The sequence below is a fragment of the Psychrobacter sp. 2Y5 genome (genome assembly GCF_051847375.1).
Classification (GTDB): Bacteria; Pseudomonadota; Gammaproteobacteria; order Pseudomonadales; family Moraxellaceae; genus Psychrobacter.
Map to the genome: position 1 here is coordinate 327,632 of NZ_JBPYDA010000003.1, position 20,548 is coordinate 348,179.

General features: G+C 45.2%; 15 protein-coding genes and 1 tRNA gene. 1 reads left to right on the forward strand and 15 read right to left on the reverse strand.

Features of this window, described 5'->3' with window-relative positions; all coding sequences use genetic code 11:
- Nucleotides 1-25 precede the first annotated feature (25 nt).
- Genes ACS8E3_RS05060 through ACS8E3_RS05075 form a run of 4 tightly spaced genes read right to left on the reverse strand, consistent with a single transcriptional unit; the run spans nucleotide 26 to nucleotide 3,016 of the window.
- A complete protein-coding gene (locus ACS8E3_RS05060; RefSeq protein ID WP_439241901.1) occupies nucleotides 26-556 on the reverse strand; it encodes a pilus assembly protein PilP in 531 nt (176 codons plus the stop codon).
- Nucleotides 556-1,293 (reverse strand): type IV pilus inner membrane component PilO, encoded by a 738-nt coding sequence (locus ACS8E3_RS05065; protein ID WP_439241903.1) that lies wholly within the window; start codon nucleotides 1,291-1,293, stop codon nucleotides 556-558. Before ACS8E3_RS05065 ends, ACS8E3_RS05060 begins: the two co-directional genes overlap by 1 nt.
- Nucleotides 1,290-1,961 (reverse strand): PilN domain-containing protein, encoded by a 672-nt coding sequence (locus ACS8E3_RS05070; RefSeq protein ID WP_439241905.1) that lies wholly within the window; start codon nucleotides 1,959-1,961, stop codon nucleotides 1,290-1,292. The genes ACS8E3_RS05065 and ACS8E3_RS05070 overlap by 4 nt, the downstream gene beginning before the upstream one ends.
- Complete coding sequence (locus ACS8E3_RS05075; RefSeq protein ID WP_439241907.1) at nucleotides 1,961-3,016, reverse strand: pilus assembly protein PilM; 1,056 nt, start codon at nucleotides 3,014-3,016, stop codon at nucleotides 1,961-1,963. The genes ACS8E3_RS05070 and ACS8E3_RS05075 overlap by 1 nt, the downstream gene beginning before the upstream one ends.
- A gap of 186 nt (nucleotides 3,017-3,202) precedes the next feature.
- Here ACS8E3_RS05075 and ACS8E3_RS05080 point away from each other — a divergent pair, with 186 nt between their 5' ends.
- Complete coding sequence (locus ACS8E3_RS05080; protein WP_439241909.1) at nucleotides 3,203-5,917, forward strand: penicillin-binding protein 1A; 2,715 nt, start codon at nucleotides 3,203-3,205, stop codon at nucleotides 5,915-5,917.
- Nucleotides 5,918-6,037: 120 nt separating this feature from the next.
- Here ACS8E3_RS05080 and ACS8E3_RS05085 read toward each other — a convergent pair whose 3' ends face one another.
- From ACS8E3_RS05085 to ACS8E3_RS05135, 11 genes are all read right to left on the reverse strand, one after another.
- A complete protein-coding gene (locus ACS8E3_RS05085; protein WP_439241911.1) occupies nucleotides 6,038-6,565 on the reverse strand; it encodes a DUF6586 family protein in 528 nt (175 codons plus the stop codon).
- Between the two features lie 177 nt (nucleotides 6,566-6,742).
- A complete protein-coding gene (rpoC, locus tag ACS8E3_RS05090) occupies nucleotides 6,743-10,963 on the reverse strand; it encodes a DNA-directed RNA polymerase subunit beta' (RefSeq protein WP_439241913.1) in 4,221 nt (1,406 codons plus the stop codon).
- Nucleotides 10,964-11,124: 161 nt separating this feature from the next.
- Entirely contained in the window at nucleotides 11,125-15,243 is a 4,119-nt protein-coding gene (rpoB, locus tag ACS8E3_RS05095) for a DNA-directed RNA polymerase subunit beta (RefSeq protein WP_439241915.1), read from the reverse strand.
- Between the two features lie 765 nt (nucleotides 15,244-16,008).
- Nucleotides 16,009-16,383 carry a 50S ribosomal protein L7/L12 gene (gene rplL, locus ACS8E3_RS05100; RefSeq protein WP_298971330.1) on the reverse strand — a complete coding sequence of 125 codons (375 nt, stop codon included), beginning with the start codon at nucleotides 16,381-16,383 and terminating at the stop codon, nucleotides 16,009-16,011.
- Between the two features lie 122 nt (nucleotides 16,384-16,505).
- Nucleotides 16,506-17,033 carry a 50S ribosomal protein L10 gene (gene rplJ, locus ACS8E3_RS05105; protein WP_439241917.1) on the reverse strand — a complete coding sequence of 176 codons (528 nt, stop codon included), beginning with the start codon at nucleotides 17,031-17,033 and terminating at the stop codon, nucleotides 16,506-16,508.
- 423 nt (nucleotides 17,034-17,456) lie between these two features.
- The gene (gene rplA / locus ACS8E3_RS05110; protein WP_439241919.1) at nucleotides 17,457-18,158 is read right to left on the reverse strand and encodes a 50S ribosomal protein L1; all 702 of its coding nucleotides are present in this window, start codon (nucleotides 18,156-18,158) and stop codon (nucleotides 17,457-17,459) included.
- The gene (gene rplK, locus ACS8E3_RS05115; RefSeq protein WP_439241921.1) at nucleotides 18,159-18,590 is read right to left on the reverse strand and encodes a 50S ribosomal protein L11; all 432 of its coding nucleotides are present in this window, start codon (nucleotides 18,588-18,590) and stop codon (nucleotides 18,159-18,161) included.
- 87 nt (nucleotides 18,591-18,677) lie between these two features.
- Nucleotides 18,678-19,208 carry a transcription termination/antitermination protein NusG gene (gene nusG / locus ACS8E3_RS05120; protein WP_439241923.1) on the reverse strand — a complete coding sequence of 177 codons (531 nt, stop codon included), beginning with the start codon at nucleotides 19,206-19,208 and terminating at the stop codon, nucleotides 18,678-18,680.
- Nucleotides 19,209-19,276: 68 nt separating this feature from the next.
- The gene (gene secE, locus ACS8E3_RS05125; protein WP_439241925.1) at nucleotides 19,277-19,765 is read right to left on the reverse strand and encodes a preprotein translocase subunit SecE; all 489 of its coding nucleotides are present in this window, start codon (nucleotides 19,763-19,765) and stop codon (nucleotides 19,277-19,279) included.
- Between the two features lie 52 nt (nucleotides 19,766-19,817).
- Nucleotides 19,818-19,893, reverse strand: a tRNA-Trp gene (locus tag ACS8E3_RS05130).
- Nucleotides 19,894-20,083: 190 nt separating this feature from the next.
- On the reverse strand, nucleotides 20,084-20,548 hold a 465-nt coding region (locus tag ACS8E3_RS05135), incomplete at its 5' end, for an EF-Tu C-terminal domain-related protein (RefSeq protein ID WP_439241927.1).

Consider the following 20,548-nt stretch of genomic DNA (forward strand, 5'->3'; position numbering starts at 1 on the left):
ACTTATTCCTCAAAAATCTACCATCTTAATTTATAGGAGAGACCAGCGACTGTGGTCTTTCAATAAACCCTGCGCGGCTGTCTGGTACAATTTCAATTAGATTAATCTGCGTTGGCGTAATCTCAACAATACGGCCATCATTAAGTCCAAGATAATCACCCACTTTAACGCTAGCAACAGACCCATCTGGGCGCTGAATCAAAGCATACTCTTGCCCTTCAGGAGAGACTACAACACCGCGAAAAGTCAGCTGAGCTATCTCATATTGCTCTAAAGGTTGTTTGACACGGTTAATATCAGGACGTATACCGTCGATAGCAGTGGTCGGTCCTTGTATGTTCACTAAACTTGGTGGCAAAAAAGGACTACGTAGACTACTTGCGCTATAGACAAAGTCTTCTACTAGCGAAACCTTAGGCGTGGGTTCAATATCTTGCGCCTGCGATGCTCGTATGTCTTGCATGGCTTGCTCAGCCAAACCGATTCTATCGGCACAGCCTCCGAGCAAAAGCGTAGTCATAGCTAAGAAGGTAAGTTTGGGTAGCGGCTTAATCATCAATTACCTCCAGCGTCAGCAGGCGTTGTCACATCAGCATCCTCAGGCGCCACTTCTTTTGAGCGATAGGTCTTGGTCTGTAACACCAAATTCAACTCTGGAATGGCTTCTAAAGTGGGCTGCGGATTACTCACCTCAAAGTTATGCATAGTAATGATACGCGGAAGGGCAGCAAGACCACTGATAAAGCTGCCAAACTGATGATACTCGCCCAAAGCGGCAATACGAATAGGCTGCTCAATAAAAAACTCATTCTCAATTTCAGGCTCAACTGAGATATCTTGAAAACGAATATTACTGCCTACTCCGGTCATGTTGATACCTTCCACCAATTCAGAGACTCGAGTCTCTTTAGGCAGTTGATCAAGCAAAGTATTGAACTCTGTATCCATTTGCGCCACTTGCGCTTTGTAAGTGTCCAAATGCCGCGCTCGTGATTCTTTTTGGCGATAGGTCTCAAGTAAGGTTTGCTGCTCACTCTCGCTGGCTTTAATCTCATCGATTTTACTACTAATCGGTAGCGCCCAAGCCATAGCGGCAATAAAGGCAACAATTAATAATAGCACTGTCACTTTAACCGGTAGCGGCCAACTGCCAGAATTTTGGGTATCTAGTGACTCAAAGCTGCGACGAAAATCATTGAAGTCGAATGATTTTTTTGGCGAGCTCAGCGGGCCTTGCGCCTTGATTGCGCTTTTTTTGGTTTTTATTAGACTTTTTTTGCGAATAGGGTTCATAAGACGTCCCCCGATCCGGCGACATTAGCGACTACCTCTGGCGATTGGGTAGGCTCAGTTAATGACGATTGCACTTGCGTGGTCACCACAAACTGCACGTAACTGTCCTCAGGGTATATTGGACGAGGCTGCTCACCACTGGTTGGCGCTTGATTTAAGGTCATTGGGGCCTCGTAAGCACTAATGTTTTGCTGGATATTGCGTACGGCGGAGTTTTCCATCCAGGGACTGTCGTCCAAGTTACGTATCAAGCTTGAGACCACGTTCGGGTTATCCGCTAAGCCGGTAAAGGTAAGCAGATCGTCCTCACGCTTTAGATTATTGAGATAGAGTGCTGGGGGCATCGCTTTCGCCACATCATCCCATAAACGTACTGGAATCGGCCGTCTTCCCTGCAGATCTTGAATAACTTGCATGCGCGAAATAATATCTTCTCGGCGCTGCTCAAGCGTATCTATCTCCGCTAATACCGTGTCCAAGCGATTGTTCTCTTGCGTAATGCGATCATTGGCATCACGCTGCTCTTCTAGCTCGTTATTAAAATAGCTCCAAGTCGCAAAAGCGGACAACAGTGCCAGTAACGTCACCGCAGCAACTAGCGTCAAAAACTCTTTATTTCGGCGTGCGCGTTCCTCAGAACGCCATGGTAGTAGGTTAATGCGAGCCATTAGTTAAAGCTCCTAAGCGCAAGCCCACAAGCCGCCATTAGACTTGGAGCATCGATAGCCAACTGCTCGCTATCAATATAAGGGCTGATAGTCATATTAATAAACGGATTGGCGACTGTGACTCCGATACTTAGTTTTTGTTGGATCATTCCGGCAAGACCGGGTATGGAGCTACTGCCACCAGCGAGCACAATATGATCAATGTGGTCATATTGACTTGAGGAGAAATAAAACTGTAGCGATCGAGTGATTTGTTGCACCGTACTTTCCATAAACGGCGTAAGCACTTCAGGATAATAATCATCAGGCAACATACGCTCATGCTTATTGACCATGGCCTCTTCATAAGACAATCCGTAGCGCTCTTGGATGGCTTCTGTCAGCTGCAACCCACCAAATAACTGCTCGCGGCTATAGATAAATTTATGGTTCTTAGCGATATATAAGGTCGTCTGATGATGACCAATATCGATAACAGCGACCAATTCTGGCATATTAGGTAAATTATCTGCCATCATCTGGAAAGCCCGCTCGATGGCGTGCGACTCGATGTCCATGACTTTGGTTTTTAGGCCACCAAAAGCCAAGGCATCAACCCGTTGATCTACGTTCTCAGAGCGCGAAGCCGCTAGTAAAACCTGCACCATAGTGTCATCAATGATAGAAGGCCCTAGCACTTCAAAGTCCAGATTGACTTCATCTAAAGGATAAGGAATGTATTGATCTGCATCAAGACGAATTTGTGCTTCGCGTTCAACATCGCTTAGAGTGGCATCCATGTCGATGATCTTGGTAATCACCGACGAGCCTGATACCGCCGTTGCGGCATCATGGCCTGCAACTCGGTTCCGACGCGCTAAGCTTGCAATCGTATCACCAGCCGCTTCAGTATCTACAATCAGCTTATCAACGACTATCCCTGGAGGTAATCTTTCAATACCATAAGACTTGAGATGATAAGCGCCTTGCTGCCGAGTTATGTCAACTAGCTTTACTGAAGTCGCACAAATATCTACTCCGATTAAACTTTGATGCTTAGAAGAAAGTAGCTTCACAGACCCTACACCTTATATAGAATATAGATTACAAAGGTTTTGTAATAATGGAATACAATACGTTACTTAATAGACATATTCAAGCGATTAAAATTTTTTCTCAGAGAATTACACATTTCATGCGAATCTAGCTTTGGGTTCAAGGTATAATGACTATCGTCAACCCTCTTAATTGATAAGCTTATTATGCCCAAAAAAAATGCCACCGTCCGTCTTATTCATTACTTGGTGGGGCTTTTTATTGCCTTTTTAGCACTAGTCATTATCTTAGCGCTCGCTGTTCCTATTGGGTTCTATGGCATGGCAATGTACTTATCACCTACCCTACCTAGCATTCAAGAGATCAAAAAAGCAAATCTGGAGATGCCCTTACAGATCTATAGTCGTGATGACAAACTCATCGGTCAGTATGGCAATCGCTTATCTTTACCAGTGACTTTTGACGAGATTCCTGAAGGACTGACTAATGCCTTTTTGGCGGCTGAAGACGCCTCATTTTTTCAGCATAGTGGTATTAGTATTAAAGGTTTAGGGCGAGCAGTCACTGAAGTGGTCACTGACGATGAGGGACAGACAGGTGGCTCGACGATTACTATGCAGGTGGCGAAGAATTATTTTTTGACCCCTGAGCGCACCTTGAATCGCAAATTGACTGAGCTATTTGTCGCCAGAAAGATGGAAGATGAGCTTAGCAAAAATGAAATTCTCACTCTATATGTTAATAAAATTTATTTGGGTGAAGGCGCTTATGGTATCCGTGCCGCTGCCAAAAAGTATTACAGTAAGTCACTTGAGAGCTTAACTGTCGCAGAAATGGCGATGCTAGCCGGCCTCCCAAAAGCCCCTTCCAAATATAACCCAGTCGCCAATCCTGAGCGCGCTCTTATCCGCCGCAATTGGATTATTAAGCGCATGCATGAGCTTGGCTATATCGATCAAGCGCAATATGATGAAGCTATTAACTCGCCGATCGGCTTGAATTTATATCAAGAAAAACTCGACGTTAATATGCCTTATTTGGCAGAGATGGCGCGCTATGCTTTGGTTAATCGTTATGGAGACCAAGTGGTCAATGGCGGTTGGCGGGTGCGCTTGACGGTCGATAGTCAAGCGCAGCAAGATGCGGAAGCGGCCGTCCTCAAAGGCCTTATAGCTTATGACCATCGTCACGGCTGGCGCGGCGCTGAGGCGAACGACGAGCCGCTTGAAAACTTCAGCCGTTATGGCAGTATGTATCCAGCGAAAGTCACGACTGTCAATTCACGCAGCTTTGAAGCGCTTATGCAATCAGGCGATACGGTCACCGTAAACTGGTCTGGCATGCGCTGGGCAAAAAAATACATCTCAGCTGATCGCTTCGGTAATTTGCCAAGTAACGCCTCACAAGTTGTCAGCGAAAAAGACATCGTTCGCCTAATAAAAACCGACAATGACAATTGGCAATTGGCACAAATTCCAAAAGTTCAAGGGAGCTTAGTGTCGCTAGATCCAGAAACAGGCGCGCTAAATGCTTTAGTCGGTGGTTTTGACTTTAAGTACAGTAAATTCAATCGCGCCCTTCAAGGGTGGCGTCAGCCGGGCTCAACGATTAAGCCGCTGATTTACACCTCCGCCTTAGAGAAAGGCTATCGCCCGGATAGTATTGTCTCTGATCGTCCTATTCAAGTCGGCGATTGGCAACCGAAAAACTCCGACAGCCGCTTTTTAGGGGATATCACCTTACGCCGCGGGCTTTATTTGTCTCGTAACTTAGTGTCTATTCGCTTACTACAAGCAGTAGGTACCTCAGATACTCGTGACTTATTAGATCAGTTCGGTCTCGACAAAGAAAAACTACCAACTACGCTGTCATTAGCGCTAGGCACTGGTCAAGCTACACCCTTACAAATGGCAACCGCTTACGCGACCTTTGCTAATGGTGGTCATCGTGTGCAGCCTTACTTTATCGAGCAGATTTATAACTATGATAATGAGCTGTTGTTCCAAGCCAATCCGCAGCAAGCTTGTGCGCTTTGTTTCAACGAGCAGCTTGAAGATCGTAATCAAAAGCTAATTGAAGACGCCCAAACGCTCGCTAAGCAAGAAGCAGATGACGAGCAAACTGACGAGACCACAAACGGAGAAGATGCCAACGAGGAAGACGCTGTAGGGAGTGATCAAGGCGCTCAGAATAATGAGCTTACTGATACCAGCAATGAAGATACTAATAATTACGATAGCAGTATTTATGATGCTAATCCTTTAACAGACCGCCTACAAGCTCCTGTAGTACAGTATGTAACGGCTACCCAAGCGCCGCGCATCCTCAAACCCAGAGTAGCTTATGATATGGCCGACATTTTGCGAGATGTGGTCCAGCGCGGCACTGCCGTTCGTGCTCGCGCACTCGGACGCGAAGACATTGGCGGCAAGACCGGTACGACTAACGAAGCCAAAGACGCTTGGTTTGCAGGCTTTCATCCTACTAATGCTACTGTCGTCTGGATGGGTTTTGATCAGCCATCCACGCTCGGTCGCCGTGAGTATGGCGGAGTCGCTGCCCTACCCGTGTGGATGGACTTTATGAAAGCGCAATTAGAAGGTGTTCCTTTTGAATGGGTATCACTCGATAACAAGTCCAAATCTAAGAAGCAAAGCCAGCGTATTATCGAGATGACTGATGATGGCGTGGTCAGCACTAATGCTAGCGATGAGAACGACTCAAGCAATTCAGAGACTACTGCCAACCAGCCGGTTAAAACTAGGACTCAGCAGCGTAAGCCTCCTGAGCCTGAAGAAGAGCCTGAACCACAGTCATCATCGTCTCGTGACAACAACAGTGCTGCCAATAATGGTGATAGCGTGCCACAAAACCCATTAACAGTAACGCCAGCGCAGCGTATGCCAGCCATGCCAGAGTAAGGCCCTAGAGTTATAAATATAGTTATAAAGCTCCAGTTAAGAAAAATTTATTGAAGCATTAAAAAGGCGGTTCACTTTAGTGAACCGCCTTTTTAATGGGCAAGAACTCTCAAGACTTGTTTAAAACTCGACCATGCCGCCCCGCAGCTGTTCAATCAAAGTCAGAAGCTGACTGCGCCACTCTCGAATAGTCGCTTCATCAGGCAGCCATTGGTTCGACAATGTCACCACATTGACAATTAAATCTTGTGCTTTTTTTGAGTTGTCAGCAGAGTTATCATTCATTTGTTGCTCCGCTAATACTGCGTAGAGACAACGCTGATAAGCCCGCTCTATATTGGCTAAAAACCCTTGCTCTAACAGTTGCTGCAAGCGCATAACCTCAGGTGAGACTTGCGTGCGTGCGCTGAGCGCCTGTTCGATAGCCCGTAACGTTGGCTCATTCATCTCTAAACTATAGAACTGCGCTAACTCCTGCATAAAGGCCAAAAAGCTGCCATATAAATGAAAAATAGCGGTTTCACAGTGCGCTTGGTACAGCTGTTTATCGCTACTGTTATCCGCTGCTTGACAAGCCAAACGGCAAAAATAAAGCTTTTGGTTGGTACGATCAGCATGATACTTGGCTACGCGAGTTTTGCCGGCCATAAGCGGGTTGTCCTTTTATTATGAATAAATCATTCAAAAACTCTCATGTCTTCAAGTGTACTATTTTTTTGTTAAACATGACTAGATTTTATGCATAAAAAAGCCAGCACGAGGCTGGCTTTTTTACTTCTAAATTAGACTGAGCTAAACCTTAAGGTTTAGCTCAGGATGGAGATTTTAGTTATCTTGATTCAACTCTTGCGCGAAGGCCTCATCAAAGCTTGTGAAGTCTTTATTCTCACTGCTAGCAGTGCCCATATCAAAAGCGGCATTTAGATCTTTGTCTAATAGTTTTTGTTCCGCTTTGTCTTTACGAGCGTTGTGGTAAGCAAGACCAGTACCAGCAGGAATCAGACGACCTACTACTACGTTTTCTTTTAAACCACGTAGCTCATCTACTTTACCCGTTACAGCCGCCGCAGTTAGAACACGCGTGGTTTCCTGGAACGAAGCTGCTGAGATAAAGCTTTCAGTCGCGAGGCTGGCTTTGGTGATACCTAACAATTGACGCTCATACTGTACCGGGAATTTATTCTCCGCTTCCAGTTTAGCATTCAAGGCGATAATGTCAGCGTATTCGACCTGATCACCTTTGAAGTGACTAGAGTCGCCAGCATCTGTGATTTCAACTTTACGCAGCATTTGACGAATGATAACTTCAATGTGCTTGTCGTTGATCTTCACGCCTTGTAAACGGTAAACGTCTTGTACTTCGTTAACGATATAGTCTGCAAGTGCCGTTTGACCTTTTAGACGTAAAATGTCATGCGGATTTTGCGGGCCATCAGCGATGATCTCGCCGCGAGCAACGGTCTCGTTTTCAAAGACGTTGATTTGACGCCATTTCGGGATCAGCTCTTCATGGGTCTCGCCATCTTCGTTGGTGATAATAAAGCGATTCTTACCTTTGGTTTCTTTACCGAAGCTGACCACACCGGTCATTTCAGCCATAATGGCATGATCTTTCGGACGACGTGCTTCAAATAAATCCGCTACACGTGGTAGACCACCGGTAATATCTTTAGTACCAGAAGACGCTTGTGGTACACGGCCTAAGATCGAACCTGCCGCTACTTTTTCACCATCGCTCACGCGAATGATAGTTTCAGCAGGTAAGAAGTAAACCACTTCTTTACCCGCGTCGGTATTCAAGATAATAGCCGGACGTAAGTCTTTAGCATTACTTGAACGATCACGCGTGGCTAGAATCTCAAACGAGCTCATACCAGTCGCATCATCGACCTTAACCGTCGCGGTACTACCATCAACGATATCACTAAAGCGCGCAGTACCCGCGAATTCTGTGATAATAGGATGCGTATGCGGATCCCATTTAGCAATGGTTTGACCGCCATCTACTTTATCGCCGTCTTTAACTAGGACGCTTGAACCGTAAGGTACTTTATAACGTTCACGCTCACGGCCAAGCTCATCAGTTAGAGCAATTTCTGCAGAGCGAGAGACGATAACTAAATGGCCATCGGTATGCTCAACCGTTTTCATATTGTCAAATTGTACTTGACCGGCGTTACGTGCTGAGATGCTATTATCTACTGATGCTGAGCTTGCTGCCCCGCCCACGTGGAAAGTACGCATGGTCAGCTGCGTACCTGGCTCACCGATAGACTGCGCTGCCATGACCCCGACAGACTCACCGATATTGACTTTATGACCACGAGCCAAATCTCGACCATAACACTGCGAACAAACGCCATGTTCAACTTCACAAGTAATGACTGAGCGTACCCAGATATCATCAATAGCGTTTTCGTCTAGGATATTTACCCAATGCTCATCGATCAAAGTACCTACAGGAATTAGGACTTTTGAGTCATCATTGTTATACGTCACGTCACGCGCGGTCACTCGGCCAAGGACCAAATCACCAAGCTTTTCGATGATCTCGCCACCTTGGATGTGCGGCGTCATCAAGAGGCCTTGCTCGGTGCCACAATCATCGCTAGTGATGACTAAATCTTGCGCGACATCGACGAGACGACGAGTCAGATAACCTGAGTTCGCAGTCTTCAAGGCGGTATCGGCTAGACCTTTACGTGCACCATGCGTTGAGATGAAGTACTGTAATACTGTCAAGCCTTCACGGAAGTTCGCTTTAATCGGTGTCTCAATAATAGATCCATCCGGTTTTGCCATTAGGCCACGCATACCAGCGAGCTGACGAATCTGTGCCGCACTACCACGAGCACCAGAATCTGACATGATAAAGATTGAGTTAAAGGATTTTTGCTCTTCTTCCTCGCCTTTAGCATTCATAATTTTGTCAGTCGCTAGGTTATCCATCATCGCTTTGGCGACTTTATCGTTAGTACGCGACCAGATATCGACCACTTTGTTATAGCGCTCACCTGCAGTGACAAACCCTTGCTCAAACTGATCTTCGATTTCGCGAACTTCAGCGTCTGCCGTTTCAATGATTTGTTTTTTGCTTGGCGGAATGACCATGTCGTCGAGACCGATAGACACGCCAGATAAGGTCGCTTGCGCAAAGCCTAGGTACATCAATTGGTCAGCGAACATGACGCTGTCTTTGACGCCCATTTTACGATAGCAAGAGTTGATCAAACCTGAGATATTCTTTTTAGTCATCTCTTGGTTGCACTCTGCAAACGCCATACCTTTTGGCATGATGTTCCAAATCAATAGGCGACCAGCAACGGTCTCTTTAAGACTCGTCGACTCTGTGGTGTTACCTTCTTCATCAATCTGCGTCTCAGTGACACGTACTTTGATCAAAGCATTGACATGCAAATCGTTTGAACCAATAGCACGTAGAGCTTCGTTGACCGTAGCAAACACCATGCCTTCGCCTTTGGCATTGATCGATGAGCGGCTAATGTAGTATAGACCTAAGACTACATCTTGTGACGGTACAATAATCGGATCACCGTTCGCAGGTGACAAGATATTATTCGTTGACATCATCAAGGCGCGTGACTCTAGCTGAGCCTCAAGCGTTAATGGCACGTGGACGGCCATTTGGTCACCATCAAAGTCAGCGTTAAACGCGGTACAAACCAGCGGATGCAGCTGAATGGCTTTACCTTCGATTAGTACGGGTTCGAACGCTTGTAGACCCAAACGGTGTAGTGTTGGCGCACGGTTGAGTAGCACTGGATGCTCACGAATAACCATAGCAAGCATATCCCACACTTGCGGCTCTTCACGCTCAACCATTTTTTTGGCCGCTTTAATCGTGGTCGCCATGCCGTGTGATAACAGCTTGGCATAAGTGAATGGCTTAAATAATTCTAATGCCATCTTCTTTGGTAGACCACACTGATGCAGACGCAGCGTCGGACCAACAACGATAACCGAACGACCAGAATAATCGACACGCTTACCAAGTAAGTTTTGACGGAAACGACCTTGCTTGCCTTTGATCATATCAGCCAAAGATTTCAGTGGGCGCTTATTACTACCGGTAATAGCACGACCGCGGCGACCGTTATCTAATAACGCATCAACTGATTCTTGTAGCATACGCTTTTCATTACGCACAATAATATCAGGCGCGCTAAGCTCGAGCAGACGCTTCAAACGGTTGTTACGGTTGATGACACGGCGATACAGATCGTTAAGATCGGATGTCGCAAAACGGCCACCCTCTAGCGGTACTAATGGACGTAAATCTGGCGGAAGCACCGGCAGAATATTCATGACCATCCACTCAGGCTTATTATTAGAGTCGCGGAAAGCTTCTAATAATTTAAGACGCTTAGACATTTTTTTGAGCTTGGTCTCAGAGCCGGTTTGCGGAATCGCTTCGCGCAGCTCATCAATCTCGATATCGATATCGATGTCTTTTAATAAGTCTTGTACCGCTTCTGCGCCCATCTTAGCGGTGAACTCGTCACCGAACTCTTCAAGCGCGCGGTAGTAGTCTTCGTCATCAAGCAGCTGATACTTCTCAAGACTCGTCAAGCCCGGCTCAGTAACAATATAGCTCTCGAAATAAAGTACGCGCTCGATGTCACGTAGCGTCATGTCTAATAAAAGACCGATGCGGCTTGGTAATGATTTTAAGAACCAAATATGCGCGACAGGGCTAGCCAGATCGATATGACCCATACGATCACGGCGAACTTTAGCCGTAGTCACTTCTACGCCGCATTTTTCACAGATCACGCCTTGGAACTTACGGCGCTTATATTTACCACAAAGACATTCAAAGTCTTTTACTGGGCCAAAGATTTTGGCACAGAATAAACCATCGCGCTCAGGCTTAAAAGTACGGTAGTTAATGGTTTCTGGTTTTTTGACTTCACCATGTGACCAAGATTTGATCACATCAGGTGAGGCTAAAGTAATTTGAATGCTATCAAACTCACGATTACCGCTCGCGGTAGGGCTTTGCATGATATCGAGTAAATCTTTCAAGTTGCTTCTCCGTTATCTTTATAATCCTTTAAGCGGTATCTATAGATACAAACCGCATAAAGGACTGAAGGCAATGAATTGGGGTGAGATAAAAGACTAAAAGCAGCTGTACTTATGGTACTTTACTGCTTCTAGCCTAACGCTTAAGCGTCAATAAAGGCTTAATTGTTTTCTTTTAACTCAATATTGATACCCAGTGATTTGATTTCTTTGGTCAGTACGTTGAACGATTCAGGCATACCTGGATCCATATACTGCTCACCATCGACGATGTTTTTGTACATACGGGTACGGCCTTCGACATCATCCGACTTCACCGTTAGCATCTCTTGCAAGGTATAAGTCGCACCGTAAGCTTCTAATGCCCACACTTCCATCTCACCGAATCTCTGGCCACCAAACTGCGCTTTACCGCCAAGTGGTTGCTGAGTGACTAGCGAATAAGAGCCGGTTGAACGCGCGTGCATTTTGTCATCGACCAAGTGGTTAAGCTTGAGCATATACATATAACCGACAGTGACTTTACGGTCGAACTGCTGACCGGTACGACCGTCATATAATACCTGCTGACCATCGCGATCAAGTCCTGCAAGCTCAAGCAAGTCTTTTACTTGATACTCATGCGCACCATCGAATACCGCCGTACCCATAGGCACACCGCCGCGCAAATTGCCCGCTAGCGCCATGATATCCTCATCGCTTAAGCTGTCTAGATCAACACTTTCACCGCCTACTTTATTGTAGATTTGATCTAAGAAATCACGTAGATCTTTCATCGCCGCTTGAGCTTTGAGCATGTTATCGATCTTCTCACCTAAGCCTTTTGCTGCCATGCCTAAGTGGGTCTCTAAAACCTGACCGATGTTCATACGCGAAGGTACACCTAGTGGGTTCAAGACGATATCAACCGTGTTACCGTGCTCATCGTAAGGCATGTCTTCGACCGGCATAATACGCGATACCACACCTTTGTTACCATGACGACCGGCCATTTTATCACCAGGCTGAATACGACGTTTCACCGCGAGATAAACCTTGACGATTTTTTGTACGCCGTGCTGCAGATCATCACCTGCAGTTAGTTTGCGTTTTTTCTCTGCAAACTTACTATCGATGTCTTTTTGCTTATCGACTAAGTACTCAGCGATTTGCGTTAGACGCTCGGCGATGTCTTCTTCTACAGGCTGAATATCAAGCAAAGTCTCAAGGCTCATTTCTTTCATGTCAGCCGCTTTCATCACCGTACCAGCTTTCAGACCTGAACCGCCACTGACTTTTTGACCATCAAGCAAGTTACCGATACGACCACGCGCCGCTTCTTCAAAGATACGTAGCTCTTCTTTTAGATCTTTACGGTAGCTATCGAGCTGTGACTTTTCGATAGCACGCGCACGCGCATCTTTTTCGACGCCGTCACGGGTAAAGACTTGCACGTCAATCACCGTGCCTTTGCTTGATGTTGGGACACGTAGTGATGTGTCTTTTACGTCAGCGGCTTTTTCACCGAAGATGGCCCGCAGCAGTTTTTCTTCTGGCGTCAGCTGCGTCTCACCTTTTGGCGTGACTTTACCGACTAGAATATCGCCTGCATCCACTTCAGCACCGATATAAACGATACCTGCTTCATCTAGGCTAGACAGCGCCGCTTCACCAACGTTTGGAATATCAGCAGTAATCTCTTCAGTTCCAAGCTTGGTATCACGAGCCACACAAGTCAGCTCTTGAATATGGATAGTGGTGAAACGATCTTCTTTGACTACTTTTTCAGATAACAAAATCGAATCTTCGAAGTTGTAACCATTCCACGGCATAAAGGCGATACGGATGTTCTGACCTAAGGCTAGCTCGCCTAAATCCGTTGACGGACCATCGGCTAAGATATCACCAAAAGCAATCTCATCGCCCTGATTGACGATAATACGCTGGTTAATACAAGTGTTCTGGTTAGAGCGCGTGTACTTGATCAAGTTATAGATATCAATACCCGCTTCACCGGCGGTCATCTCATCTTCATTGACACGCACAACAATACGCGAAGCATCAACGTCTTCGATAACACCGCCACGCTTAGCGATAACACACACGCCCGAATCACGAGCAACGTGACGCTCCATACCCGTACCGACTAATGGCTTGTCAGCGCGTAGGGTCGGAACCGCCTGACGCTGCATGTTCGAGCCCATCAAAGCACGGTTAGCATCATCATGCTCAAGGAATGGAATCAGACCAGCGGCTACTGACACTACCTGACTTGGCGACACATCCATATGCGTCACTTTGTCGGCTGGCATACGTACAAACTCGCCATAGCTACGGACACTAATCATCTCCTCGCTAAGCTCACCTTTATCATTCATTGGCGAGTCAGCCTGAGCAATGACCGTACCGACTTCTTCGATCGCGGATAGGTATTCGATAACGTCAGTCACTTTACCATCGACCACTTGGCGATAAGGCGTCTCTAAGAAACCAAAGCTATTGGTCTTCGCAAAAGTCGCTAAGGAGTTAATCAAACCAATGTTTGGTCCTTCTGGCGTCTCAATTGGGCAGACACGGCCGTAATGCGTATCGTGTACGTCACGTACCTCAAAGCCTGCGCGCTCACGCGTCAAACCACCTGGCCCAAGAGCTGAGACACGGCGCTTATGCGTCACCTCAGATAGTGGGTTGTTTTGATCCATGAACTGTGACAACTGGCTAGAACCAAAGAACTCTTTGACCGCTGCGGCAACTGGTTTTGAGTTAATCAAATCTTGTGGCGACAAGTTATCAGATTCCGCTGAGGATAGACGCTCTTTAACTGCACGCTCAACACGTACGAGACCAACGCGGAATTGGTTTTCTGCCATCTCACCTACCGAACGAATACGGCGGTTACCTAAATGGTCAATATCGTCGACTTCGCCGCGACCATTACGAATTTCAACCAGCTCTTTTAGCACATTAACGATGTCATCGTTGGTCAATACGCTGCGCTCGCGCTGTACATCAGGATCGTCAGTATTATCGAAGTCTAAGCCTAAACGGCGGTTGAACTTCATACGGCCAACGTTAGATAAGTCATAACGATCGGCATTAAAAAACATGCTCTCGAACAGTTTTTCTGCCGTTTCAACCGTTGGTGGCTCGCCTGGGCGCATAACCTTATAGATTTCAATCAAGGCTTCTTCACGGCTACTAGTAGAATCTGCACGTAGCGTATCGGCAATATAGCTACCCTGATCGATATCATTAGTGAACAGGATGCTGAACTCTTTAATCGCATCACTTGCTTCAAATGAGCTTAGTTTCACTAATAACTCGTGATCGATAGGCGTATTGGCATAGGCAACAACTTCGTCATTGACGATGATATCTTCGGCCAAAATACGCTCATAGAGGTATTCATCAGGCACGGCAATCTTCGTCATACCCGCCTCTTCGATCTGGCGAATACGGCGAGCGTTGATACGTTTGCCCTGCTCAACGATAACGTCACCATTAGGCGCAACGATATCGAACTGCGCCATTTCACCGCGCAAGCGATCAGCAACGATATCAATCTCGAACTGCTCATCCCCTTTATAAACTGCGACTTTATCAAAGAATAAATCTAAGATCTCACTTGTCGTTAGGCCTAGAGCGCGCAAAATGATAGACGCAAGCAGTTTACGGCGGCGGTCAATACGCGCGAATACTAAATCTTTGGCATCAAACTCAAAGTCTAACCACGAACCGCGATAAGGAATGATACGGGCGTTATAAAGCACCTTACCACTAGAATGCGATTTGCCTTTGTCATGATCAAAGAATACACCAGGTGAACGATGTAATTGCGACACAATAACACGCTCAGTGCCATTAATGATAAAGGTACCGTTGTCCGTCATGAGTGGAATCTCACCCATATAGACACTTTGCTCACGGATATCTTTGATCGCCGCTTTGCTGTTTTTATCTTTATGATCTTTATCTTTGATAATTAGGCGAATTTTGACACGCATAGGCGCGGCAAACGTTGAACCACGTAAGATACACTCACGCTCATCAAACTCCGGCTCTCCTAAATAATATTCGACAAATTGCAGCTCAGCATTACCTGAGTGACTCTCAATCGGGAAAATAGAAGAGTAAGCGGCTTGTAAACCAGTATTCTCACGAGCTTTAGGCTTTTTATGCTCTTGCAAAAATTGCTCATAGGAATCTACTTGGATAGACAATAAATAGGGAATGTCCATCACAGTGGGCAATTCAGCAAAACTTTTGCGAATACGCTTTTTTTCAGTATAAGAATATGCCATCGAGAGTCCTTACAGTAAACGTGGAAACAAATGAAAATCGTGGCTAGCGTGCACCAATACTTGGTGATACCATGCAAACTTAGCGACGTATACGATAATACAACGACTTTAAAGGCGATATACGAATCATAAATCCCCTTAAAGCTAAAACTTCAAACTATCATCGCCATGCAATAATATGCATTTTGAAGACCAACACTTTTAAAATTTTTTCTATACAAATCAACAGGTTATTAACTTAAATGGTGCTACATATACTTAGTAATCAACCTTTATAGCCAATAATTAATGCTTAGTTATCAATAAACAACAGCTTAAGTAATAATATTCTGGATCATTTACAGCTATTAAATAAGATAGACGACTCATCATAGTCAAAAATACGTAGCCGTTAAAAACAAAAGTAACTAACTGTCTGAGTCGCACTATCAATGCGATAAGTTGTAATCAGCAACACTATAAATCGGATAAACAGTAATAGGTATTGAATTAAATGATGTTTGCTAAAAAACAGTTATTGAGAAAGCTTACAGACACAGAAAAACGCCAAACGTCTGAGGACATTTAGCCTAATATAATAAATTATTCAAAACTACTGTGTTTGCTAGCATTTATATCGTGTGTCCTTTTGATGAGTATCCACCACTGGTGATCGGGCGTTAGGCAGACACAAAAGGTCAAGCTAGTAATTATAATAAAAAAAAGCCAGCAATGCAAGGCATTACTAGCTCTTTGTGTGCAGTATTAAACTAAATCAAGCTAAGCTTATTTTAGTTCAACAGAAGCACCAGCTTCTTCAAGCTTCTTCTTCAGCTCTTCAGCTTCGTCTTTAGACGCGCCTTCTTTGATTGGTGCTGGAGCACTTTCAACCAAGTCTTTCGCTTCTTTTAGACCAAGGCCAGTCGCTTCACGTACTGCCTTAATGACGGCAACTTTCTTCTCGCCAAAGCTAGCAAGAACAACGTCAAACTCGTCTTTTTCTTCAGCAGCAGCGCCGCCTTCAGCAGCAGCAGCAGGTGCAGCAGCAGCTACAGCAGCAGTTACGCCGAATTTCTCTTCCATGTCGCTGATTAGCTCAACGATATCCATTACTGACATTTCAGCGATTGCGTTTAACACATCTTCTTTAGATAGTGCCATGAGAACTCTCCGTTATCTGATAAAAATAATTGGTTTAATAGCGCATTGATTGACTGTCCACTGTATTAACAGCTGAGACAATAAGCCAATCAAGGCTGTAAAATTTACGTTAAAACAAGCTATTAAGCAGCTTCTTTTGCGTCTTTTATTGCTGCTACCGTGCGAACGAACTTGCCAGGAACTGCGTTCATAGTCTGGACAAGCTTGGTCACTGGTGCATTCATAGTTGCCATCAAGATAGAGATTGCTTCGTCGCGAGTTGGTAGCTTCGATACGCGCTCTAGCTCTTCTGGACCATAAACCTCACCACCGACTGATACTATTTTGGTCTCTAAAGCTTTGTTATCTTTGCTGAAGTCGAAAACGACTCTAGCGGCAGATCCCAAGTCTTCCATAGAGAAAGCCAAAAGTAATGGACCAGTCATACGGTCTGACATGCTCTCAAACTTAGTGCCTTCAAAAGCGCGTTTTGCAAGAGTATTTTTAACTACTTTTAAAACGACACCTTTTTCACGGGCTTGTTCGCGCAGCTCGGTAAGCTTTGCAACGCCAATACCGTGATATTCGGCAGCTACTGCTGAGTAAGCATTAGCAGCAACTTCAGACACTTCAGCTACAACTTGTTGTTTTTGCTCTAGCGTTAATGCCATAAGTTGACTCCTTTAATCTTATCAGTCGACCTATAATTTAAATTATAAGCGAAGACTGACTTGATACGACACGTTATTAATAAACTAAAAAAGACCATTAATAACGACTAATTACGGCACCATTATCAGACTGACATCGAGTAATAGGTTGCCCTATTGGCTCTTATCAACAACTGGGTGGGTCACCGTCTGCGTAGGACAATTAAGACTTTCATCTGTTATCGATTAACAAAAGCAGCTCATAGTAGATAACACTATCTAAACTTGTTATCACTATGAACCGCTCTCTACCTACGGTCTTAGACAGCGTAGCGTTTACTACGCTGACCTAATTTTTAAAATTCTTTATTACTTAAATGCTTGGCTACTTGATATTTGCGTTTGTTAGCACTTATGTGCAAACACCAAGCGGCTATATATATCTTACTTAGCCATGCGGTATGGTACAGGATCAATCGTTAGACCTGGGCCCATAGTGCTTGACAAGGTGATTTTCTTAATGAAAATACCTTTAGAAGTAGCAGGCTTAGCACGCTTAAGATCAGACAATAACGCACGAGCGTTTTCGATAACTTGATCGGCTGTGAAACCAACTTGACCGATAGTCGTATGGATAATACCCGCTTTATCAACGCGATACTGCGCTTGACCCGCTTTAGTATTAGCAACGGCTTCAGCAACATTAGGCGTGACCGTACCGACTTTAGGGTTAGGCATTAGACCACGTGGGCCTAGAATAGTACCTAACTGACCGACAACGCGCATAGCATCTGGAGCGGCGATAACCACGTCAAAGTCCATGTTACCGGCTTTGATTTGTTCTGCTAGATCGTCCATACCAACGATGTCAGCACCCGCTTCTTTAGCGGCTTCAGCAGCAGCGCCTTGAGCGAATACAGCAACGCGTTTGGTTTTACCAGTACCTGCAGGCAGATTAGTAGCACCGCGAACGACTTGGTCAGATTTACGTGGGTCAACGCCCAAGTTTACTGCGATGTCGATAGACTCTTTGAATTTTAGCGCTGGTAAATCATTTAAGATTTGTACTGCTTCTTCAATAGTGTACTGTTTTTCGTTATCGATACGGCTGTTGATTTCTTTTTGGCGTTTGGTTAGCTTACTCATTTACACACCCTCCACGGTAATACCCATTGAACGAGCGGTACCAGCGATGGTACGGACAGCAGCGTCAAGATCTGCAGCTGTTAAATCTGCATCTTTGGTCTTAACAATTTCTTCTAACTGCTCGCGGTTCACTTTACCAACTTTAGCAGTGTTCGGCGTACCAGAACCTTTAGCGATACCAGCAGCTTTACGTAGCAAATACGCCGCTGGTGGCGACTTCATGATAAAGGTAAAAGACTTATCGCTATATACGGTGATTTCTGTCGGAATCGGCAAGCCTGGCTCTTGGTTAGAGGTTGCTGCGTTGAATTCTTTACAGAATGCCATGATGTTCACACCTTTTTGACCCAGAGCTGGACCAATTGGTGGTGAAGGGTTAGCTTTACCTGCTGGGACTTGTAGTTTGATGTAACCATCAATCTTCTTAGCCATGATTTTCTCCTAATTGGGTGATAACGCCAGTTTGCTAATACCAATAATCAGTTATTAACGAACAACAGCTCCCCAGTTGATGTCTGTTTAGTCTAGTTTTTCAACTTTACTAAACTCAAGCTCGACCTGAGTCGGTCGATTAAATACGTTTACAGTGAGTTGTAGCTTAGATTTTTCGTAATCTACTTTTTCGACTAGGCCTTTGAAGTCTGTGAACGGGCCATCGATAACCAGTAGCTCTTCGCCTGGCTCAAATAGAGTTTTCGGACGTGGCGCTGTTTCTGTCTGGTTCAAGCGATTCAAGATACGGTCCGCTTCAACCTGGGTGATAGGCGCTGGCGTTTCAGGTGTACCGCCGACAAAGCCCATAATACGCGGGCAGTCTTTGACAATATGCCAAGTATTGTCGTTCATCTCCATTTGGATCAATACGTATCCTGGAAAGAACTTACGCTCACTCTTGCGCTTTTTACCGTCTTTCATCTCGACTACTTCTTCGGTTGGCACTAATACATCACCAAAAGAATCGGCAAATTCACTACGGTTAATACGATCAGTTAATGAACGTTGTACTTGTTTTTCATATCCTGAAAACGCTTGGACAATATACCAACGCATATGACGCTCCTGATCTAGGTAATAGGTGGCAGTAAAAAGTGTGGCTTAATTAGAGCTAATATGCTCTTTTAACCAATAAAAATACCGACGAACCAGTTAAAAAAGTTATCTAACATCCAAACTAGAAAACCAACAATCGCTATCACGACAAGGGTTTGCCACGTATACTTAAAAGTCTCGTCTTTACCGGGCCAAGTGACACGGCGTAGCTCAACAGCCGCATCCTTCAATAGTATCTTAAAGGCGCGTCCTTGATTCGTTAGCGCTAGACAAACTAAAGCAAAAACAGCGAGCGCCACAATAATACCAATACGCACCCAAACATCATTGGCGGCTTGCCAATAACCTGGTAGGTATTGATTAGAGAATGTCGCTGCTATAAGTGCCACTATAGCCAGTAGCCATAGCACCATATCTTTAGCTGAACCGGTTTTAGCAACTTCTACCGCAGTGGTGTTTTTGGTTGCTGAAACGTGCTTTCCTTTAGTCAACATTCCGCTAGCCGTAGCTTTGGCATCAGATAACTTAGAATCGAGGTTATCCTGATTGTTGCTCATAAAGAACTCGCTTAGGAGATGGTAACGTCAGATAAAGATAGGATAAAAAAGATGGCAGGCGATGTAGGACTCGAACCTACAACCCTCGGTTTTGGAGACCGATGCTCTACCAATTGAGCCAATCGCCTATGGGTGTTAAGGCTGACAATTATACAATATTTATAGTTAAATGCAAGTTTTAAGGCAGATTTTATTAAATAATTCTTTCAAATTAAAATTTATGGGTAAAACCCTACCCTACCGCCCATAAAAAAAGCCACCCTCAATAAAGAGAGCGGCTTTTGACTAACGGTTTAGCATAACGCTAAGCGTTGATGATTAGTTGCTTACGTTAGCAACCACACCAGCACCTACCGTACGGCCACCTTCGCGAATAGCGAAACGTAGGCCTTTGTCCATAGCGATCGGGTGGATAAGCTCAACACTCATCTCAACGTTGTCACCAGGCATAACCATTTCTGTACCGTCTTGTAGCTGGATTGCACCAGTGACGTCAGTGGTACGGAAGTAGAACTGTGGACGATAGCCGTTTAGGAATGGCGTGTGACGACCACCTTCTTCTTTTGACAGTACGTATACTTCGGCGTCAAATTTGGTGTGCGGGGTGATTGAACCTGGCTTAGCAAGTACTTGGCCACGTTGTACGTCTTCACGCTTGGTACCACGGAGTAGTACGCCACAGTTTTCGCCTGCACGACCTTCGTCAAGCAGTTTGCGGAACATCTCGACACCAGTACAGGTGGTTTTTTGGGTGTCACGGATACCGACGATTTCGATTTCGTC

Excerpts from the sequence above, each read along its gene's own strand:
- ACS8E3_RS05060 (WP_439241901.1), bottom strand. The coding sequence starts at position 556 with ATGATTAAGCCGCTACCCAAACTTACCTTCTTAGCTATGACTACGCTT.
- ACS8E3_RS05065 (WP_439241903.1), bottom strand. The coding sequence starts at position 1,293 with ATGAACCCTATTCGCAAAAAAAGTCTAATAAAAACCAAAAAAAGCGCA.
- ACS8E3_RS05070 (WP_439241905.1), bottom strand. The coding sequence starts at position 1,961 with ATGGCTCGCATTAACCTACTACCATGGCGTTCTGAGGAACGCGCACGC.
- ACS8E3_RS05080 (WP_439241909.1), top strand. The coding sequence starts at position 3,203 with ATGCCCAAAAAAAATGCCACCGTCCGTCTTATTCATTACTTGGTGGGG.
- ACS8E3_RS05085 (WP_439241911.1), bottom strand. The coding sequence starts at position 6,565 with ATGGCCGGCAAAACTCGCGTAGCCAAGTATCATGCTGATCGTACCAAC.
- rpoB (WP_439241915.1), bottom strand. The coding sequence starts at position 15,243 with ATGGCATATTCTTATACTGAAAAAAAGCGTATTCGCAAAAGTTTTGCT.
- rplL (WP_298971330.1), bottom strand. The coding sequence starts at position 16,383 with ATGGCACTATCTAAAGAAGATGTGTTAAACGCAATCGCTGAAATGTCA.
- rplJ (WP_439241917.1), bottom strand. The coding sequence starts at position 17,033 with ATGGCATTAACGCTAGAGCAAAAACAACAAGTTGTAGCTGAAGTGTCT.
- rplA (WP_439241919.1), bottom strand. The coding sequence starts at position 18,158 with ATGAGTAAGCTAACCAAACGCCAAAAAGAAATCAACAGCCGTATCGAT.
- rplK (WP_439241921.1), bottom strand. The coding sequence starts at position 18,590 with ATGGCTAAGAAGATTGATGGTTACATCAAACTACAAGTCCCAGCAGGT.
- nusG (WP_439241923.1), bottom strand. The coding sequence starts at position 19,208 with ATGCGTTGGTATATTGTCCAAGCGTTTTCAGGATATGAAAAACAAGTA.
- secE (WP_439241925.1), bottom strand. The coding sequence starts at position 19,765 with ATGAGCAACAATCAGGATAACCTCGATTCTAAGTTATCTGATGCCAAA.